Annotated in this window: 14 protein-coding genes and 1 tRNA gene; 4 read left to right on the forward strand and 11 right to left on the reverse strand. The window is 73.6% G+C overall.

All coding sequences use genetic code 11. The features are described 5' to 3' along the window. Positions 1 to 18 precede the first annotated feature (18 nt). A complete protein-coding gene (locus IE317_RS37415; protein WP_191316095.1) occupies positions 19 to 1,095 on the forward strand; it encodes a sensor histidine kinase in 1,077 nt (358 codons plus the stop codon). Positions 1,096 to 1,300: 205 nt separating this feature from the next. Here the strand turns inward: IE317_RS37415 and IE317_RS37420 are convergent, their stop codons facing one another. From IE317_RS37420 to IE317_RS37450, 7 genes are all read right to left on the reverse strand, one after another. Then, on the reverse strand, positions 1,301 to 1,732 hold the full coding sequence (locus IE317_RS37420) for a S26 family signal peptidase (RefSeq protein WP_191316096.1): 432 nt from the start codon (positions 1,730 to 1,732) through the stop codon (positions 1,301 to 1,303). After that, positions 1,729 to 3,543: an ABC transporter ATP-binding protein gene (locus tag IE317_RS37425; RefSeq protein WP_191316097.1), complete on the reverse strand. Its 1,815-nt coding sequence runs from the start codon at positions 3,541 to 3,543 to the stop codon at positions 1,729 to 1,731. The genes IE317_RS37420 and IE317_RS37425 overlap by 4 nt, the downstream gene beginning before the upstream one ends. After that, positions 3,540 to 4,043: a TlpA disulfide reductase family protein gene (locus IE317_RS37430; RefSeq protein WP_191316098.1), complete on the reverse strand. Its 504-nt coding sequence runs from the start codon at positions 4,041 to 4,043 to the stop codon at positions 3,540 to 3,542. The genes IE317_RS37425 and IE317_RS37430 overlap by 4 nt, the downstream gene beginning before the upstream one ends. Then, positions 4,043 to 4,543: a MauE/DoxX family redox-associated membrane protein gene (locus IE317_RS37435; RefSeq protein ID WP_191316099.1), complete on the reverse strand. Its 501-nt coding sequence runs from the start codon at positions 4,541 to 4,543 to the stop codon at positions 4,043 to 4,045. The genes IE317_RS37430 and IE317_RS37435 overlap by 1 nt, the downstream gene beginning before the upstream one ends. Positions 4,544 to 4,616: 73 nt before the next feature. Then, positions 4,617 to 4,784, reverse strand: coding sequence for a hypothetical protein (locus IE317_RS37440; protein WP_191316100.1), 168 nt, complete (start codon positions 4,782 to 4,784; stop codon positions 4,617 to 4,619). Positions 4,785 to 4,980: 196 nt separating this feature from the next. Further along, positions 4,981 to 7,413, reverse strand: coding sequence for a tetratricopeptide repeat protein (locus tag IE317_RS37445; protein WP_191316101.1), 2,433 nt, complete (start codon positions 7,411 to 7,413; stop codon positions 4,981 to 4,983). 66 nt (positions 7,414 to 7,479) lie between these two features. Further along, a complete protein-coding gene (locus IE317_RS37450) occupies positions 7,480 to 8,637 on the reverse strand; it encodes an SGNH/GDSL hydrolase family protein (RefSeq protein WP_191316102.1) in 1,158 nt (385 codons plus the stop codon). Between the two features lie 86 nt (positions 8,638 to 8,723). Between IE317_RS37450 and IE317_RS37455 the strand changes: the two genes are divergently transcribed. From IE317_RS37455 to IE317_RS37465, 3 genes are all read left to right on the forward strand, one after another. Beyond that, complete coding sequence (locus tag IE317_RS37455; RefSeq protein WP_191316103.1) at positions 8,724 to 11,882, forward strand: BTAD domain-containing putative transcriptional regulator; 3,159 nt, start codon at positions 8,724 to 8,726, stop codon at positions 11,880 to 11,882. A gap of 77 nt (positions 11,883 to 11,959) precedes the next feature. Beyond that, on the forward strand, positions 11,960 to 13,414 hold the full coding sequence (locus IE317_RS37460; protein ID WP_191316104.1) for an FAD-dependent oxidoreductase: 1,455 nt from the start codon (positions 11,960 to 11,962) through the stop codon (positions 13,412 to 13,414). Positions 13,415 to 13,634: 220 nt separating this feature from the next. Beyond that, positions 13,635 to 15,074, forward strand: a complete 1,440-nt coding sequence (locus tag IE317_RS37465) for a DUF1996 domain-containing protein (RefSeq protein WP_191316105.1) — start codon at positions 13,635 to 13,637, stop codon at positions 15,072 to 15,074. A 93-nt stretch (positions 15,075 to 15,167) separates the two neighbouring features. Here IE317_RS37465 and IE317_RS37470 read toward each other — a convergent pair. From IE317_RS37470 to nfi, 4 genes are all read right to left on the reverse strand, one after another. Continuing rightward, positions 15,168 to 15,244: transfer RNA gene (locus IE317_RS37470), tRNA-Leu, on the reverse strand. 376 nt (positions 15,245 to 15,620) lie between these two features. After that, on the reverse strand, positions 15,621 to 16,955 hold the full coding sequence (locus IE317_RS37475) for an NAD(P)/FAD-dependent oxidoreductase (protein WP_191316106.1): 1,335 nt from the start codon (positions 16,953 to 16,955) through the stop codon (positions 15,621 to 15,623). 84 nt (positions 16,956 to 17,039) lie between these two features. After that, a complete protein-coding gene (locus IE317_RS37480) occupies positions 17,040 to 17,723 on the reverse strand; it encodes a uracil-DNA glycosylase (RefSeq protein ID WP_191316107.1) in 684 nt (227 codons plus the stop codon). Next, positions 17,720 to 18,379 (reverse strand): deoxyribonuclease V, encoded by a 660-nt coding sequence (gene nfi / locus IE317_RS37485; RefSeq protein WP_191316108.1) that lies wholly within the window; start codon positions 18,377 to 18,379, stop codon positions 17,720 to 17,722. The genes IE317_RS37480 and nfi overlap by 4 nt, the downstream gene beginning before the upstream one ends. Positions 18,380 to 18,420 lie beyond the last annotated feature (41 nt).

An 18,420-nucleotide genomic window follows, 5' to 3' on the forward strand; every position in this document is an offset into this window, starting at 1 on the left:
CTGCCTACGCTTTTCGGCGTGAACAGGCGCCCCGGGCTCAGCGCCCGGCTGAAACTGACCATCAGCTACGCCGCGTTCCTCCTGCTCGCCGGCGCTGTCCTGCTCGCCGTCGTGCAGATGTCCCTGCTGCGGTACGTGCCCGACAACGACCAGGGCCTGCTCGGGATCGCCCCGAACCGCTACCTCCTCACCCGCATGTTCGCTCCCTCCGCGGCCACTGCACTCGGTTTCCTGCTGGTGTTCGGCATGCTGGGCGGCTGGCTCCTGGCCGGCCGGATGCTCGCCCCGCTCACCCGGATCACGGACGCCGCCCGGCTCGCCGCGCACGGCTCGCTCTCCCACCGCATCCGCCTGACCGGCCCCTCCGACGAGTTCCGCGAGCTCGCCGACGTCTTCGACACGATGCTCGAACGCCTCGAATCCCAGGTCGGCGAGCAGCAGCGGTTCGCCGCGAACGCCTCGCACGAACTGCGGACCCCGCTGGCGATTTCGCAGGCCATCCTCGACGTCGCCGGCCAGGACCCGGCCTACCCCCGCGACGAGCTCGTCGAACGGCTCCGCACGGTGAACACGCGGGCGATCGACCTCACCGAAGCCCTCCTCCTGCTCAGCCGCAGCGACCGGCGGCACTTCACCCGCGAGCCCGTGGACCTCTCCCTCGTGGCCGAAGAAGCCGCCGAAACGCTGCTGCCGCTGGCCGAAGAGCGCCGGATCACGCTCGACGTCACCGGGGAGCCGGTGCACGCGACCGGCTCCGCCGCACTGCTCCTGCGCATGGTGACGAACCTCGTCCAGAACGCGATCGTGCACAACCTCCCGGGCGGCACGGTCACCGTCCACACCGAACGGCGGCGCTACGCGAGCGCGCTGCGGGTCGAGAACACCGGACGGCCGCTGCCGCCGGAGCTGCTGCCGATCCTGACCGAGCCGTTCCAGCGCGGGACCGGGCGCACCCGCACCGACGGGCACGACGGCGTCGGCCTCGGGCTGGCGATCGTGCACAGCATCGTCCGGGCCCACGACGGGATGCTGGAGCTGGAGCCCCGCGCGGCCGGCGGCCTGGTCGTCACGGTCCGGCTCCCCGGCCGCCGATAGGTGGGCCGCCGGCCAGGGTTCGCGGAGGTGGTTGCGCCGGGCTTTCGGCAGAGCACGTGCGCGCGGCCGACTCACCGATCCGGCCGGCGAACACCGCTGCGAAGGAAGAGGAAATCGCGTTGTTGGTCATACCTCGAGGTTACCGGGATTCGAACACGCGTCATCACTCGATCAGGTATGTCCACATGCGACTGTTCGTACGGGCTCAAGAGACACCGGGAACATGCCGCACCACCACGCCGACCACCCGCTCCCGCGGCACGAACCCGTAATGCCGCGAATCCCAGCTGCTCGGCCGGTTGTCGCCCAGGACCACGGTGCAGCCGCCGGGCACCACTTCGCCGCCGAGGCCGTGCGCGTCCGGGTCGGCCCAGTCCGGCGGGATGCGGTCGCCCGCCACCGCCACCACGCGTTTGAGCAGCAGCTGGTCCCCCGTCGGCGCGCCGCTCGGCAGCGGCGGGAAGCGCAGCAGGGCCACCTGGCCGCGGCGCGCGCGGCGGGTCCGGCGCACCAGGACCCGGTCGCCGGAGGACAACGCCGGCTCCATGCTGTGACCGTCCACTGTGGTCATGATCAGCCGGCGGCGGAGGACGGCGAAGCCCACGGCCAGCAGCCCGAAGAACACCGTTCCCTTCACGGCACCGCCTGGTATCCGTCGGCCTGCAGGCGGAACAGGCGCGCGTAACCGCCGTCGGCGGCGAGCAGGCTTTCGTGCGTGCCCAGCTCGGTGACCCGGCCGCCCTCGAGGACGGCGATGTGGTCGGCGTCGCGCACCGCGCTCAGCCGGTGCGAGATGAGCAGGCTCGTCCGGCCCTGCCGGTGCTCGCGGATGCGCGCGTGCACCTCCTGCTCGGCCTCCGGGTCGAGTCCGGAGCTCGGCTCGTCGAGGATCATCAGGTCCCGGCCCTCCCGGACGAGCGAACGAGCCAGCGCCAGCCGCTGCCACTGGCCGCCGGACAGCACCACGCCCGCCGAGGTGCCGATCTCGAAGATGCGGGTGAGCGGCGTGTCGTACCCCTCGGGCAGGGCGGCGATCCGCTCGTGCGCACCCGCGCGTTTCGCCGCTTCCACCAGCCGGTCGCGGTCGGCCATGGCGGACAGCTCGCCGAGCCCGATGTTCTCGGCCGCGGTCATGTCGTAGTTCATGTGGTCCTGGAAGACCGCGCTGATCCGGTTGCGCAGCACAGCGGGCGGCAGGTCACGCAGGTCGACGCCGTCCCAGAGGATCCGGCCGCGCGTCGGGTCGTACATGCGGCACAACAGCTTCACGAGCGTGCTCTTGCCCGCGCCGTTGAGACCGACCAAGGCGACCGCCGTGCCGTGCGGGATGGTGAGGTCGACCCCGCGCAGCACCCACGGGTGGTCGTCGCTGTACCGGAACCAGACGTCCCGCAGCTCGAGCCCCTGCCGCAGCGGGGGAACCGTGTCGCGGGTCCCGCTCGGCAGGTCGGGTTCGGCGTCGACCACGGCGACGTAGTGCGCGAACGACAGCAGCCGGGCCTGGCCGTTGGCGATCGACGACGCCAGCGTGCCCAGCGCCGCCTGGACCCCGGCGACGGCGGCCACGAACATCGAGACGTCGCCGGCGCTGAGCGATCCGTCGCGCGCCGACGTGATGGCCCACCACAGACCCACCCCGGCGACGGCGGCGCTCAGCGCCGTCAGCCCGCCCATGGTCCACAGCTCGCGTTCGTCCATCCGGCGCTGGGCTTCGTTGGCGCTCCGGCGCTCGTCCATCAGCCGGGCGCGCAGGAACGCCCCGATGCCGAACAACCGGATCTCGGTGGCGGCGGGGATGCCGGTGAGCAGCTGGCTGTAGAAGAACTCCCGCCGGGCGAACCGCTCGATGCGCCATTCCACCGCGGCGCGGCGCCGGGCCAGCAGCAGTTCGGCCAGCAGCGCGGGGATCGCGGCGGCCAGCACGACCCCGGTCATCGCCGGGCTCAGCACGAGCAGCGAGCCGAGGAACCCGACGAGCGAAAGCGTTCCGCTGAGCGTGCCGCCGACGCCGTCGACGATCTCCGGCATCCGGCCGCAGCTTTCCTGGGCCAGCCGCAGCCGGTCCTGGTAGGCGGGGTTTTCGAAGGTGCGCAACCCGATCTGGCGGCCCAGCGCCTCGAACAGCCCGTCGGTGGCGACCGTGCTCGCCGCGCGGCCGATCTGCGCGCGGACGTAGTGGGCGACCACGGGCAGCGCGGCGACGGCGAGCCCGGTCAGCACCAGCGCCACGGCGAGGCCGCCGACCGCGCCGGTGCGCTCGACGAGGCGGTCGAGGACGAGCTTGGTCAGCCAGGCGGTGGCGATCGGCGCCGTCGCCGCGGCCGCGGTCATGACCAGCAGGCCCAGCAGCCGCGCCGGGCCGGACCGCCACAGCAGCCGGGCGGCGGCCGCGGCCGCCGCCCGCACCTGGTTCGCGCCGATCCGCCGGTCGGTCTGGCGCACGGTCACCGGGCGGCGGGCACGGGCAGCTCGTGCACCCGCCCGGCGGTCGCGACCACCCGCCCGCCGTCGACGACGTACAGCGCGGGCGTCCAGGTGTTGCGGAACGCGGCGGCGACCGGGCCGCCGTCGAGCTCCGCCGTCACCACGTGGGCCACTTCGGCGAGCGCGCGCACGGTGTCCGGCTCGTCGCCCCCGAAGACGGCGAAGACGTTGTCACGGCCCTGCGCGCGGGCGTAGGCGAGGAAGTCCGGCAGGGTTTCGTGGCAGGCGTCGCAGCCGGCGGAGAAGAACGCCACCGTGCCGTTCAGGGCGGCCAGGGTGAGCGGCTCGCCGTCGATCGTGGTGACGGCGAACTCGCCGACGGCCGAACCGGGCCGCAGCGCGAAGGGCGGTTCGGGCCTCGCGGCGGGCTGGTCCCGCATCCGGCGGAGGATCCCGATGGTCAAGAGCAGGTTCAGCAGGCACATCAGGCCCAGCAGCACCAGGGTGGCGACGACGTAGGGCATCAGGAACTCCTTGCGAACACGACGGCGATGTCGTCCATGGCGACGACCAGCACGGCCACCACGACCCCGGCCGCGAAGGCCACGGCGGCCCCGGCGACGGGCGGCAGCTGCTCCGGCGCGAGCGCGCCGAGGACGGCGAAGCAGATCAGCAGGGTGTTGCGGACCAGGTGACGCGGGCCGATCGGGGTTTCGGCCGCGCCGAAGCAACGGCAGGGGGCACGCCGCCCGCGTCGCAGCGAAGCGGCGATGGCGGCGGTGAAGGCCAGCAGCAACGCCGAGGCGAGGACGAACCCGGCGATCGCGGTGACCAGGACGAGGACGGCGGAGGCGAGTTCGGTGACCACGACGGCCACCGACACCGGCACGACCCACTTCGCGGGCATCGGCACCAGAGCGGGCACCGAACGCGCGAACCCGCGGAAGTCCCGCAGCTTCGAAAGGGACGAGGCGGCGAACACCACGGCGATCAGCGCCGCGCCGAAGGCCCGGAGGTACTCCATGTCACTCCCTCCACACCGGGTGGTGTCCGCGGGGAGGGAAGCGGACACCACCCGGCACGCTCACCGGGGTGGCTCAGCAGCTGCTGCGGACCTTGGACCACTCGCACCCGGTCTGCGGGCAGCAGAAGCGGTACCAGTAGCCGGGGTGGCCCTGTGCGTTGCAGAAGTAGCCGCCACTGCAGGCGGAGGCCTTGGCGGTGGGCACGATCCGGTTGAGCACGCGGTCGATCAGGCGCCCCATGATTTCTCCCTTCGACGGTGGATGTGTCCGAGGAGCGGGAGCGTTTCCGCCATCCCGCGCCGGCTGCGAGCATTGCGGTCGGCGGCGTCTCCGGGCAGCAATCCCGGACGAACCCGGACGCCGCCCCGCCGAGCCGCCCCTCGCCGCGGAATCACCTGCCGCCGGGGTGATCCGCTCCGATTTCGGCAGATCGTCGTCAGCCACCCGCCGCCAGCGACCACCCCAGGCCCGCGGTGATCTCCGGCGACTCCGGCAGGCCCAGCTCCCGGTGGTGCTCCCGGGCCGCGAGCCAGTGGTGGCGGGCGCCTTCGAGGTCTCCCGACGCGGTCAGCGCCCGGGCCAGGCCCGTGTGCGCCCGCGCGGCCGCGTGCAAGCTCCCCAGCTCCACCGCGATGGCCAGCGCGCACTCGTGCGTCGTCCGCGCGTGGTCGGTCCGGCCGAGCTCCAGCGACGCGTCCGCGAGGCACAGCAGCGCCTCCACGTGCAGATCGCGGTCGCCCGCCTGCTCGGCGATCGCCGTCGCGCGGCGGAAGTAGCCGCACGCCTCCGCGTGGCTGCCCGACCGCAGGTGCGTGTCGCCGATGTTGAGCAGGCTGCGGCCGGTGTCGCACAGGTCGCCGGTCTCCTGGTCGATGGCCAGCGCCTTCATGTGGATCTCCAGTGCCTCGGCGTACCAGCCGAGCCGTCCGTGGACGAAGCCGAGGTTGGTCAGCGCGGTGCGCTCGCCCGCCCGGTCGCCCAGCTCGCGCGCCAGCGCCAGCGCCTCCCGCAGGAATCCCGCCGACCGCGCGAAATCGGCGTTCCAGGAGGCGATCGCGCCCAGCGTGCCGAGCGCCCGGCACTCGCCGGAGCGGTCGCCCGCGCCGCGGAAGCACTCCAGCGCCGCCTCGACGTGCCGCGTCGCCACGTCGTAGCGGCCGACCTGGCTGTGGGTGGCCCCGAGGCTCACCAGTGCGTGCCCGCGGACGGCCGGGTCCGCCGTCTCCGCCGCGCTCGTGTGCAGGACCAGCGCCTCGCTGATGTAGCCGCCGGTCTGCAGGTACCGGAACAGCAGCCGGGACAGCAGACCCGCGTGACCGGACGGGACGCCCTGGACGCCGGCGCCGACCAGGTTGGCCCGTTCGGCGTCCAGCCAGGCGGTCGCCGGCTCGCGGTCGGTCAGCGGCGGGATCGGCAGGCCGGGGTCGGGGACGCGCGGCCGGTAGGCACGCATCCGTGGCGCGTACTGGTCCATCGCGGCGGCGGTGGCGAACGTGTAGTAGTCGAGCAGCCGGGTCAGCGCCGCCTTGCGGCCGGCGGGCGCGTCCTCGTCCTGCGCCCGTGCCATCCCGAACGCGCGGATGAGGTCGTGCAGCTCGAACCGGCCCGCCTCTCCGCGCCGCACCAGGCTGGTCGCGACGAGCCGGTCCGCGGTCCGGGTCGCCTCGGCCAGGCCGGTGCCGGCGAGCGCGGCGATGCCGTAGGCGTCCAGATCCGCGCCGGGGTGCAGGGCGAGCAGCCGCAGCACCCGCCGCTGCGGCTCGGCGAGCTGGTCGTAGGAGAGGCTGATCGACGCGTCCACGGCGTTGTCGAGCCGCAGGTGCGCGCGCCGCTGCTCGAGCCGCTCCAGGTGGTCGGCCAGCAGCCACGACCGGTGGGCGGGCGCGGTCATCCACAACGCGGCGAGGCTCAGCGCGAGCGGCAGCCGCCCCAGTTCCGCGGTGATCCGCCGGGCCACGCCGGGCGCCTGGTCGATGCGGTCCGCGCCGACGGTGTGCCGCAGGTACGCGAGCGCGTCGTCCGGGCTCAGCACGTCCAGCGGCACGTGCGTGGCCCCGGGCAGGCCGGGCAGCGCCAGCCTGCTGGTGACGAGCACCGGCCCGCCCCGCTCGTCGGGCAGCAGGGGCCGGACCTGGTCCTCGCTGCCCGCGTTGTCGAGGACGACCAGCAGGCGCCGCCCGGCCGAGCGCTCCTGGTAGACGCGGGTCTTGCCCGCCAGGTCGGCGGGGACGACGTGCCCGGGGACGCCGAGCAGCCGCAGGAACGAGTCGAGCACCGCGGCCGGGTCCACCGGCGGGCGGCCGGGATCGGGGTGGAACCCGCGCAGGTTCACGAAGAGCGCGTTGTCGCACCGGCCGGTGCGCAGGAGCTCGTGGCCGGCCTGGACGGCCAGCCCGGTCTTGCCGACCCCGGCCATGCCCGCGATCGCCGCCACCCGCCCGCCCGCGCCGTCGCCGAGGACGGTGGCCAGCCGCGCGAGTTCCGCCCGGCGCCCGGTGAAGTGCGCGACCGCCTCCGGCAGGCCGAGCTGGGCCTGCACGAAGGTGGCCGCCTCCGCGCGGCCGCGGACCGCCCGCAGCACGTCCTGCCAGCCGGCGACGTAACCCGGGTCCGGGTGCAGCACCTCGACCACGGCCAGCAGCAGATCGGTGTTGGGCCGGGCCCGGCCGGCCTTGAAGCAGTCGGCGACGGTCGTGCGGGCGGTCCGCTCCCCGGGCGGCCGTCCGGCGGCCGTCCAGAGCCGGTTGACCCGCTCGGCGATCTGCGCGTACGACGGGCCGCCCGCCCACGCCTTGAGCAGCCGCAGCTGCGCGATGAGCTCGGCCAGCGTGCGTGCCTGACCGGGATCCGGGGGTTCGGTGAACGCCATCCCGCCATGGTGACCGGGTTCCCCCGCCCGCGGTCCGGTTTTCCGGAGTTGGCCGCCGGTTCGAGGTCAGTCGAAAAGCGACAAGTCGACAGAGTCGGCCAATGCCCGGTAACCCGCGTCGCTGCCGTGCAGGTGGTCGCCGGAGTGGAACTCCGCCCGGATCCGGCTGGGGTGCCGGGGGTCGCGCCAGACGGCGTCGAAGTCCAGCACCGCGTCGAACGCGCCGGCGGTGCGGATCCACTCGTTCACCACCTGACGGGCGAGTTCGGCTTCGGGCGTGTAGGCCTCCGAGCCTTCGAAGGGCGCGATCGTGGTGGCGCAGACCCGCACCCCGCGTTCGCGGGCCCGCGCCACCAGCTGCCGGTAGCCGGCGATGACGTCGTCCGTCGTCATCGGTCCGCCGGGGAACATCTTCAGGAAGTCGGCCAGCGGGCCGTCGTCGCGCGGGGCGCAGGAGATCGCGATGTCGTTGCCGCCCACCGAAACCACGACCCAGCCGAGACCCGGCGTCGCCAGCACGTCCCGGTCGAAGCGGGCCAGCACCGAGGTCCCGACGCCGTCGTTGAGCATCCGGTTGCCGCTGATGCCCTGGTTGACGACGAAGCCGGCGCCGCGCGCGGCCAGCAGTTCCGGCCAGCTGTGGTGGGTGTCCGGAGTGGACCCGGCGCCGTCGGTGCGCGAGTCGCCGACCACGACGACGGCCGAGCCGGGCTCGTCGGGGAGCACGTCGACCGCGGAGAGCAGCGCCCGCACCGGAAGGATCGACGCGTCGCCCGGCAGCGCGGGAGCGGCGACGGCGTCACCCGGGATCGTCCAGCCGGTGTCGAGCACGGGGTCGTGGCACGTCACGGTTTCCACGCGCTCCGGCAGGTAGAGGCTGATGGACAGCTCGCTCAACGCCGCCGCGGGCAGCTCCACCGGATCACTCGGCACCGGTGCACCGGCGGGAACGGTGACGGACGGGGCACCGGAGAACGTCAGCACCCGTGCGTCCCGCACCCCGCCGCCGGGCACGGCGAAGCCCACCCGCGCCGCGCCGATGGTGACGGGCGCGGTCCCGAACTCGTTGGTGAAACGGACGCGCACCCGGTGCCCGCCGCCGCTGAGCCGCACCACCTGGCGGAGCGTCACGCCGGCGAGCGGCGGGTGGTCGTCGAGCGAGCCCAGCCCGTCGTGCGCGGATTGGGGCGAGGCGCCCCAGCTGCGAACCCAGCCGATGTTCATCTGTTGCCTCCATGGGTAGAACCGACCTCCGAAGGCTGCGGGGGACCGCTCACACGCGACGCACACGGCGCTGACACGATCGACGCATGGACGGGCTGCACATCACGCTGCTGGGCACGTTCCGGGTGTCCCGCGGTGACGTGGTCCTGCCCGTGCCGGGCGCGCGGTTGCAGGCCCTGCTCGTCCGGCTGGCGCTCGCCGGGGGACGCGCGGTCGAGCCGGGCGTGCTGGTCGACGCCGTGTGGGGCGATGCGCCGCCGTCCGGCACCACCTCGGCCTTGCAGACCCTCGTCTCCCGGTTGCGCCGCGCCCTGACCGCGGCCGACGGCGTGCTCGTGCAGGCCGACGGGGGCTACCGGCTGGCGGTGGACACCGTGGACGCGGTGCGCTTCGAAGAGCTCGCCGCGGCGGGCCGGGAGCGGTTGCGGGCCGGGGACGCGCACGCCGCGAGCGCCGCCCTCACCGAGGCCGTGGCGTTGTGGGGCGAGCCCGCCCCGATCGCCGCCGTCGCCCCGGCGGTGGCGACCCGGCTCACCCGGCTGTCGATCGAGGCCGCCGCCGACCTCGCCGACGCGGAATTGTCGCTGGGACGCGCCGAAGCGGCCGCCGGACGGCTGAGCGCGTTACTGGCCGAACACCCGGCGCACGAACGCGCGGCGGCCCTGCTGATGGACGCGCTCGCCGCGCAAGGACGTCAGGCCGAAGCGCTGACCGTGTACGAGCGGGTCCGGCAGCACCTGGCCGAGACGCTCGGCGCCGACCCCGGCACCGCCTTGCGGGAACGTCACCTGCGCCTGCTGCAACCGGCGCCCGCACCGGACCGGCCTCGGCCCGCGCCCCTGCCCGCGCCGCTGACCAGCTTCATCGGCCGTGACGACGACCTCGCGCGCGTCGCCGCCCTGCTCACGACGGGCCGCCTGGTCACCGTCCTCGGCCCCGGCGGCGCCGGCAAGACCCGGCTCGCGCTGGAGGCGGCCCGCCGCCACGGCCACGACGTCCGGCTCGTCGACCTCGCGTCCGTCACCGAACCGGCGAAGGTCGGGCCGGCCGTGCTCGCCGGGATCGGCCTGCGCGGCAACGCGCTGTTCGACGCCCGCAGGCGCGCCGGGAGCGACGCGCTGGACGTGCTCGCCGTCGAACTCGGCGGCCGGGACTGCCTGCTGCTGCTCGACAACTGCGAGCACCTGATCGACGCCGTGGCCCGGCTGGTCGCGACGCTGCTGCCCCGCTGCCCGGGCCTGCGGGTGCTCGCCACCAGCCGCGAACCCCTGGCCGTGGACGGGGAAGCGCTCGTGCCGCTGGGACCGCTCGCTTTGCCCGGCCCGGACGACGACGTCCGCGAGGTGGCGTCGGTGCGCCTGTTCACCGAGCGGGCCGCCGCCGTGCGTCCCGGGTTCGCCGTCGACGAGACCACGCGGGCCGACATCGTGCGCGTGGTGCGCGGCCTGGACGGCCTGCCGCTGGCGCTCGAGCTGGCCGCCGCCCGGTTGCGGACGCTGTCGCTGCCCGACCTGGCCGACGGGCTCGCCGACCGGTTCCGGCTGCTCACCACCGGCAGCCGCACCGCGCCGCCGCGGCACCGCACCCTGCGTGCGGTCATCGCGTGGAGCTGGGAGCTGCTCGACGAACGCGAACGCACGGTCGCGGACCGAATTTCCGTCCTGCCCGGCGGCGTCACGCCCGCCTCGGCCGCCGCCGTCTGCGCGGGCACCGGCGTGCGGGCCGACGAGCTTCCCGAGCTGCTCGCCGCCCTGGTCGACCGGTCGCTGCTGCAGCTGGCGCCCGGCAGCCGTTACCGCATGCTCGAAACCATCCGCGAGTACGGCATCGACCGCCTGACCGGCACCGGCGAGCTCGGCCGGGTCCGCGACCTGGCCGCCGCGCACTTCGCCGCGCTGGTGACCCGCCACGACGCCGAGCTGCGCGGGCCCGGCCAGCCGGCGGCGATGGAAGTCATCGCCGCGGAGTACGACAACACGCTCGCCGCCCTGCGTCACCGGTGCGCCACCCGCGACTCCTCCGCCGCGATCGCGCTGGCACTGGGACTGACCTGGTACTGGCAGATGTTCGGCCGCGACGCCGACGCCGGCCACTGGCTGGGCGAGGCCTTGGCGGTGCCCGGCGGCGAGCCGACGCCCGAGCGGGACTGCGCCCGGGCCGCCCACCTGCTCAACCGGGCCGACATCCTGTCCGGGATCACCCCCGGGGAAGCCGCGGAAGACCGCGCCGGGATGCGCGAGCTGGCCGCCCGCCTGTCGGCGCATCCCGGGCTGCCGAGCCACCACCGCGTGTTCGGCCCGATGCTGCTTTTCCTGCTGGGCGACGAAACCGCGCTCCCGAAGTTCCGGCAGCTGGCCGACGGCGACGACGCGTGGCTGTCCGGGCTGGCCCACCGGTTCCAGGCCGAGATCGCCGAGAACGCGGGCGAACTCGAGCGGGTGCGCGTGCACGTGGAGGCGGCGCTGGCCGGTTTCCGGCGGGCCGGCGACCGGTGGGGCCGGGCGGCGACCCTGCCGATGCGCGCCCAGCTGCGGCGTTACGACGATCTCGACGGCGCGCTGGCCGATCTGCGCGAAGCCCGGGCGCTGGCGGGCGAGTTCGGCTCGCTCAGCCTCGGCGACCAGCTCTACACCGACCTGCGCTGGATCGACCTGCACATCCGGCGCGGCGAAACCGGCCGGGCGCTGGCGATGATCGGCGCCACCCGGGAGCGGGTGCGGCGCTCGTCGACGGCGGACATGCCGGTCCTGATCGACGGCTGGGAGGCCGGCCTGCGGGTGCGCCTCGGCGATCTGCGGGAGGCCGGCGCCCTGCTCGACGACGCCGAACGCCGTCTGCTCGGCGACACCGGCTTCCCTTCCGACCACGCCCGGACGCTGCTCGCCGGCGCGCGATCCGCGCTCTGCCTGGCCCGGGGCGACCGGGCCGGCGCGGCGGAGGCCGTGCGCGAGGCGTACGCCGCCGCGCTGGCGGCCCGGGACCTGCCGATCCTGTCGCTGGTGACGGTCCACACGGCCGCCCTCGCCGGAGCGCTCGGGCGGCCGCGCGAGTCGGCCGTGCTGCTCGGCGCCGCCGCCCGGCTGCGTGGCGCGCACGACCACACCGATCCGCAGGTCCGCGAGCTCACCGGCCGGGGCCGGACCGAGCTGGGCGAGGACGGGTTCGCCGTGGCGTACGCGGAAGGCTGGGCGTTGGACGCCCAGTCGGCGCTCGCCGCGGCCGACCCGGCCCGGCTCGCGCTGTGAGCGCGGTGTGCGCGCCGTGTGAGTGACGGCGGTCAGGCTCGAGGTCACCTTCAGGACCTCGAGAAAGCGGGTTTGTCGTGCATGACGTGGTGATCGTGGGGGCAGGCCCGGTCGGGCTGTTCCTCGCCTGCGAACTCGGCCTCGCCGGCCGGTCGGTGCTGGTGCTCGAACGGGAGCCGGAGCCGCATTCGCCGTGGCGGAGCTTCCCGCTCGGCATGCGGGGCCTGTCGGGCGGGTCGGCCGAGGCGTTCCACCGCCGCGGGCTGCTGCCCGCGCTGCTGGCCGCGTCCGATGTGGACGAACGGCCCGAGGCGACCGCGCCGCGCTCGGTCGGCCACTTCGCCGGAACGCCCCTCGATCCGGCCGACGTCGACCTGGCCCGGCTGCCCTACCGGCTGCCGAGCCCGGCGCTCGACGGGTTCATGACCAGCCTCGAGGCGGTGGAGTCGGTGCTGGCCGGATGGGCGGGCGAACTCGGCGTCGAGATCCGCCGCGGCGTCGCGGTCACGGACGTCGACCAGGACGGCTCGACCGTGGTCGCCCGGGCCGGTGCGCAGGAGTTCCGGGCCCGCTGGCTCGTCGGCTGCGACGGCGGCCGCAGCACGGTCCGGCGGCTGGCGGGCTTCGACTTCGCAGGCACCGAGCCGCAGCTGACCGGCTACCTCGCGCTGGCCACGCTCGCCGATCCCGGGCTCCTCCGGCGGGGCTTCACCGTGACGTCGCAGGGCATGTACGTGACGATGTCCGAGCCGGGCCACCTCGGCGTGCTGGACTTCGACGGCGGGGCGTACGACCGATCCCGGCCGCCGAGCCGCGAGCACCTCGAGGCGGTGCTGCGCCGCGTGTCCGGCACCGACGTGACGCTCACCGGCGTCCGCCTGGCCTCCAGCTTCACCGATCGGGCGAAGCAGGCGACGACGTACCGCCGCCGCCGGGTCCTACTGGCCGGGGACGCAGCGCACATCCACTCCCCGCTGGGCGGCCAGGGCTTGAACCTCGGCCTCGGCGACGCGATGAACCTGGGCTGGAAGCTGGCGGCGACGGCGGCCGGAACCGCACCTCCCGGCCTCCTCGACACGTACACGGCCGAACGCCACCCGGTCGCGGAACGGGTGCTCGACTGGTCCCGGGCCCAGGTCGCGGTGATGCGGCCGGACCCGCATTCCCGCGCCGCCCGGTCGGTGCTCGGTGACCTCCTCGCCACCCGCGACGGGACGACGTACGTGTTCGAACGCACCTCGGGGACGTCGCTGCGCTACTTCGGCGAACACCACCTGGCGGGGCACAACGCGCCGGATTTCGTGCTGGCGGACGGCACCCGCCTCGCCGACCTGCTGCACGACGGTCGCGGTGTCGCGCTGGACTTCGGCGGTCGGCTGCCCGCAGCCGGCGACCGGATCCGGTACGTCGCCGGCCCGGCCCGGGACGACCTGGGGTTCGGCGCGGTGCTGGTCCGGCCAGACGGAATCGTCGCGTGGGCCGACGAGCCGGACGCGGGTTCCTTCGAAGAAGCCGTGCGCCGCTGGTTCTGAGTCCCGGGCCTTCGATAACGAAAAGGTAACGCCGCCACGGCGGTTTGAACCCGCCGTCCGAATTGCCCGTTTCAGCCTACGTCGGGACCAGTGGCCGGAGGGCCGAACCTCCGGCCGCTCCCCCGGGTCCCGCACGTCCGGACCGGACGTGTCGCTGGTCGCTGCCCGGGCCGCGCGTCACCTTGCCGCGCCCGGGAAACCGAACGAGGTGAACCACTCCATGCCCCGAAAACCCGCCACGGGACGGCACCGCATCACCCGCCGCACCAAGCTCGCCACCCTCGGACTGGGCTTGGCGCTGGCCGCCTGCGCCTTGGTCGTCGCCACCACCACCGGCGGCACCGGCACCGCCGGAGCGTCCGAAGTGGACAAGTCGTTCTTCGTCGACATCACGAAGGTGCCGAAGGGGACGAACGTCAACCAGGCGCTGCAGCGCCAAGGCGCCCGCGGAACCTTCACCGTGGACTGCGGCCGCAACGAGAACCAGCACTTCAACCCCGACAACTTCATCGCCCAGCCCGGCGTCCGCAACGGCGCCGAGCACCTGCACGACTACGTCGGCAACCTCTCGACCAACGCCGACTCCACCAACGAAAGCCTCGCGAAGGCCGGCACCACCTGCAAGAACGGCGACAAGTCGACGTACTTCTGGCCGGTCGTGCGCATCGACACCGAGGAAGACGAAGAGAACCCGCCGGCCAAGGACGTCTCCGCCGATCGCGAGCGGGCGAAGCAGGAGGAGGCCGGGACGCAGGTCGACTGCCCCGACGTGGCCAGCAAGCTCGCCGACGTCCCCGACCCGGCCGCCGCCGAGGTCGAGCGCAACCTCGACCTGCTCGACAACCAGGTCGAGGAGGCGAACACCCGGATCGCGGGCGGGGACCTGAAGTCGGAGCAGGACGTCCGCAACGCCGTCCTGAACCCGCTGGGCGACAAGCGCAAGGCGACCATCGACCGCATCGCCATCGCCATCGGCCGGACGGGCGCGAAACCGGAGGACCTCGGCGGCCTGGCGTCGTGTGTCTTGAAGAAGAACGGCCAGGGCGGCCTCGACAACGGCGGCGGCAACAGCAACGGCAAGCCGGCCGAGCTGCCGGGCGTCAACGAGGACAACGAGATCGGCAATAACGAGGGGGAAATCCAGCGCGTCGAGCGGGCCGACCTGACGTTCACCAGCGGCGGCGCCCGCCGGGTCGTGGCGATGCCGCAGTTCCTCCGGATCCTGTACGGCGACGCCAAGCAGACCACGAACGGCCCGGCCAACGTCCGGCCGAGCTGGACGTGCAGCGGGTTCGAGGACCGGCTCACCGACAAGTACCCGATCTGCCCCGAGGGCAGCAAGGTGAAGCGCATCCACAGTTTCCCGAACTGCTGGGACGGCAAGAACATCGACAGCGCCAACCACCGCACGCACATCGTGTTCGCCGACCAGCAGGGCAGGTGCCCGCAGGGCTTCAAGAACGTCCCGCAGCTGCGGATCACGCTGACCTACGACATTCCGCGGGACGTCCAGGTCAACGGCCAGTACAAAGTGGACGCTTTCGAGCAGGAGAACCACAACCCGCGTTCGGACCACGACGACTTCGCCAACGTCATGGGCCAGCGCCTGATGAACCAGGTGGTCCGCTGCATCAACAGCGGCAAACGGTGCTCGCAGTGACTTGTGCGGGGTAGCCGCGGCTCAGGGCCGAAGAGCGTCGGTGCTGTTCGGCCCTGAGCGCGCGTGCTGCTTCGGCCGGGCAAGACGAGCTGCTGGTGCCCCCGACGGGACTCGAACCCGCACTGAATCGATTTTAAGTCGACTGCCTCTGCCGATTGGGCTACGGGGGCACCGCACACTCTAGGTGATTGCGCCGGGCGTGCGTCCGGCGCCGCGCTAGTGGCCGTCCAAGAGGCCTGGGCCGTGCTCGGCTCGGCGCCAGTCCTCCGATCGGTGGCGGCGGCGCTCCTGCTCCCGCACGATCCAGTCGCGGCCCTCCGCCGAGACCGCCTCCAGCACGTGCAGTGCTCCCGCGATCCGGGGTCGACGGATTCCTGATCCCCACCGGCGAGCGCGTCTCGCGACAGCCCGGCCGGCCCGCCGCGCTCTACCGGCGCGGTCCCGCCACCCTGCTCCACCCGGCCATGCTCCGGACCCGTTCCTGAACCGGCCCGGAACGCCGAGAGCCCCCGGCCGCGGGGCCGGGGGCTCTCGGATTCACGACACTCAGGACTTCGAGACGCGCGCGAACTCGTCCTTCGGGTTGTTGATCTGCCCGAGCGAGATCACCTCGCGCCGGAACAGCCCGCCCAGAATCCAGTCGAACAGGATCCGGATGCGGCGGTTCCACGTCGGCATCGCCTTGAGGTGGTAGGCGCGGTGGAACAGCCACGCCGGGAAGCCCTTGATCTTCAGGTTCAGCGCGTCCGCGACACCCTTGTGCAGGCCGAGGCTCGCCACCGCGCCGAGGTTCTTGTGGTAGTAGTCCTTCGGCTTGCCGCCGCGCAGCACCTTGATGATGTTCTTCGCCAGCAGGCGGGCCTGGCGGACGGCGTGCTGGGCGTTCGGCGGGCAGGTCGCCGTCGGGTCCTCTTCCGTGCGGGAGAGGTCCGGGATCGCCGCGTTGTCGCCCGCGGTCCACACGTCCGGGTGGCCGACGACCTGCATCGCGGCGGTCGCCTCGAGGCGGCCGCGCTTGTCGACCGGCAGGTCCGACTGGCCCACCACCGGGTTGGCCTTCACACCCGCGGTCCAGATGATCGTGTCCGTGTCGAACTCGGTGCCGTCCGAGAGCACGACGTGGCCGTTTTCGAACGACTTCGCCGCCGTCGACAGGTAGACCTCGATGCCGCGCTTCTCCAGCTGCTCGACCGTGTACACGCCGAGCGTCTCGCGGACCTCGGGGAGGATGCGGCCGGCCGCCTCGACGAGCACCCAGCGGATGTCGGAGGTCTTGATGTTCGGGTAGTAGTTCTCCACCGCGAACCGGGTCATGTCCTCGAGCTCGGCCAGCGCCTCGATGCCGGCGAAGCCGCCGCCGACGACGGTGAACGTCAGGAGGCGCTTGCGCAGCTCGGGGTCGAGCGTGCTGGCCGCCTCGTCGAGCTTGGTCATGATGTGGTTGCGCAGGTAGATCGCCTCGCCGATGGTCTTGAAGGCGATGCCCTCCTCGACCAGGCCCGGGATCGGCAGGATGCGCGCGACGGCGCCGAGCGCGACGACGAGGATGTCGTAGCCCAGCTGCTCGATGTGGCCGTCGGCCGCCTCGACCGTGACGGACTTCTTCTCGTTCTCGATCTTGGTGACGCGCGCGGTCAGCACGTGGCAGCGCTTGAGCACCCGCCGCAGCGGCACGACCACGTGCCGGGGCTCGATCGCGCCGGCCGCGGCCTCCGGGAGGAACGGCGCGTAGGTCATGTGGGGCTGCGGGTCAACGACGGTCACGGAGGCCTCGTTGGCCCGGAGCATCTTCTGGAGGCCGTACGCCGTGTAGAGCCCGACGTACCCACCACCGAGGACGAGGATCCGAGTCGGTTCCGACTTCGACTTCGCAGCAGCCATGTCCTCATGGTGACACCTTCGCCGCGCTCCCGCTCGGGGGCCCCATCCGGCTGTGACCAGCGTCGCTGCGGTTTCCGTAACGATTCAGTCGTGCCCTGTCACCGAGGTCGCGGCGCGGAAGACGTCCGCCACCATGGCGTGGGTCACGCGGTGTGTCTGGACATTGCGCGGCGAGACGTGATAACAGCCGAAAACCCGCAGGTCGCCGAGTTCGAGCACGGCACCGTGCGCGAAGGCCGGACGCGGCTGCGGCACCGGCCAGCCGGCCGCCTCCAGCACGGGCAGCAACGCCTGCCAGCCGAACGCCCCCAGGACCACGATCGCCCGCAGTGTCGGACGTAACAGTGTCAGTTCCTCGGCCAGCCACGGGCGGCAGGTGTCGCGCTCGGCCGGCGTCGGCTTGTTCTCCGGCGGCGCGCACCGCACGGGCGAAACGAGCCGGGTGCCGTACAGCTGGAGGCCGTCGCCGATCGCCGTCGACGTCGGCTGGGAAGCGAGCCCGACCTCGTGCAGGACGCGGAAGAGGAAATCACCCGATGGGTCGCCGGTGAACATCCGGCCGGTGCGGTTCGCGCCGTGCGCCGAGGGCGCCAGGCCGACGACCGCGAGCGACGCGTCCGGCGGCCCGAAGCCCGGCACCGGGCGCGCCCAGTACTGCTCGCCGCGGAACGCCGCCTTGGTGCCCGCGACGCCCTCGCGCCAGGCCACCAGCCGCGGGCAGGCGCGGCAGCCGGCGACGGCGGCGTCCAGCTCTTCGAGGGACCTCATCGCAGCGCCGCCCGGGACAACCGGTCGGCGTGCCGCGTGGTTTCGGGCAGCCGGTAGCGCGGAGTCAGGGCCAGCGTCAGCCGGCACGCGTGGGCCAGGTCGATCCGGTGCCCGGCGGAGACGTACACGGGCTTGACGCCATCGCGGGTCCGGAGCACCGCGCCGACGACCTCACCTCCGTCGACCAGCGGCTCCGCCGCGCCGCGGGCGAACGCGGGGGCGGCGTGCGTGCCGACGAGCCGGGTCTTGCCGACGCCGAAGGCGGGCAACCCGGTCAGGACGCCGAGGTGGCAGGCCAGGCCGAAGCGCCGCGGGTGCGCGAGGCCGTGGCCGTCGCAGACCAGGACGTCGGGGGTGCGCTCCAGCCGGTCCAGCGCGGCGAGCAGCGGCGGCAGCTCGCGGAAGGCGAACAGCCCCGGCTCGTACGGGAAGACGGCCTTCGCCCGGTGCGTCCGTTGCTCCACCACGGTGAGCCCGGCGGTCTCGAGGGTGACGACGGCCGCGGCGATGCCGTCGTTGTCGTCGTAAGCGACGTCGAGGCCGGTGACCGTCGGCGGCAGCTCCGGGCAGTCGTCGGCGAGCTCGACCCGGTCGCGAAGCCGCTCCTGCACGGCGAGCGCCTCCTCGGCCGTCGACGGCCAGTCCTCGGTGTGCACCGGGTCACCCTGCCACAGGTGGCCGGACCCGCCGACTAGGT

The sequence above is a fragment of the Amycolatopsis bullii genome (assembly GCF_014654205.1).
Taxonomy (GTDB): domain Bacteria; phylum Actinomycetota; class Actinomycetes; order Mycobacteriales; family Pseudonocardiaceae; genus Amycolatopsis; species Amycolatopsis plumensis.

Excerpts from the sequence above, each read along its gene's own strand:
- IE317_RS37430 (WP_191316098.1), bottom strand. The coding sequence starts at position 4,043 with ATGCCCTACGTCGTCGCCACCCTGGTGCTGCTGGGCCTGATGTGCCTG.
- IE317_RS37435 (WP_191316099.1), bottom strand. The coding sequence starts at position 4,543 with ATGGAGTACCTCCGGGCCTTCGGCGCGGCGCTGATCGCCGTGGTGTTC.
- IE317_RS37440 (WP_191316100.1), bottom strand. The coding sequence starts at position 4,784 with ATGGGGCGCCTGATCGACCGCGTGCTCAACCGGATCGTGCCCACCGCC.
- IE317_RS37445 (WP_191316101.1), bottom strand. The coding sequence starts at position 7,413 with ATGGCGTTCACCGAACCCCCGGATCCCGGTCAGGCACGCACGCTGGCC.
- IE317_RS37450 (WP_191316102.1), bottom strand. The coding sequence starts at position 8,637 with ATGAACATCGGCTGGGTTCGCAGCTGGGGCGCCTCGCCCCAATCCGCG.
- IE317_RS37455 (WP_191316103.1), top strand. The coding sequence starts at position 8,724 with ATGGACGGGCTGCACATCACGCTGCTGGGCACGTTCCGGGTGTCCCGC.
- IE317_RS37465 (WP_191316105.1), top strand. The coding sequence starts at position 13,635 with ATGCCCCGAAAACCCGCCACGGGACGGCACCGCATCACCCGCCGCACC.
- IE317_RS37475 (WP_191316106.1), bottom strand. The coding sequence starts at position 16,955 with ATGGCTGCTGCGAAGTCGAAGTCGGAACCGACTCGGATCCTCGTCCTC.
- IE317_RS37480 (WP_191316107.1), bottom strand. The coding sequence starts at position 17,723 with ATGAGGTCCCTCGAAGAGCTGGACGCCGCCGTCGCCGGCTGCCGCGCC.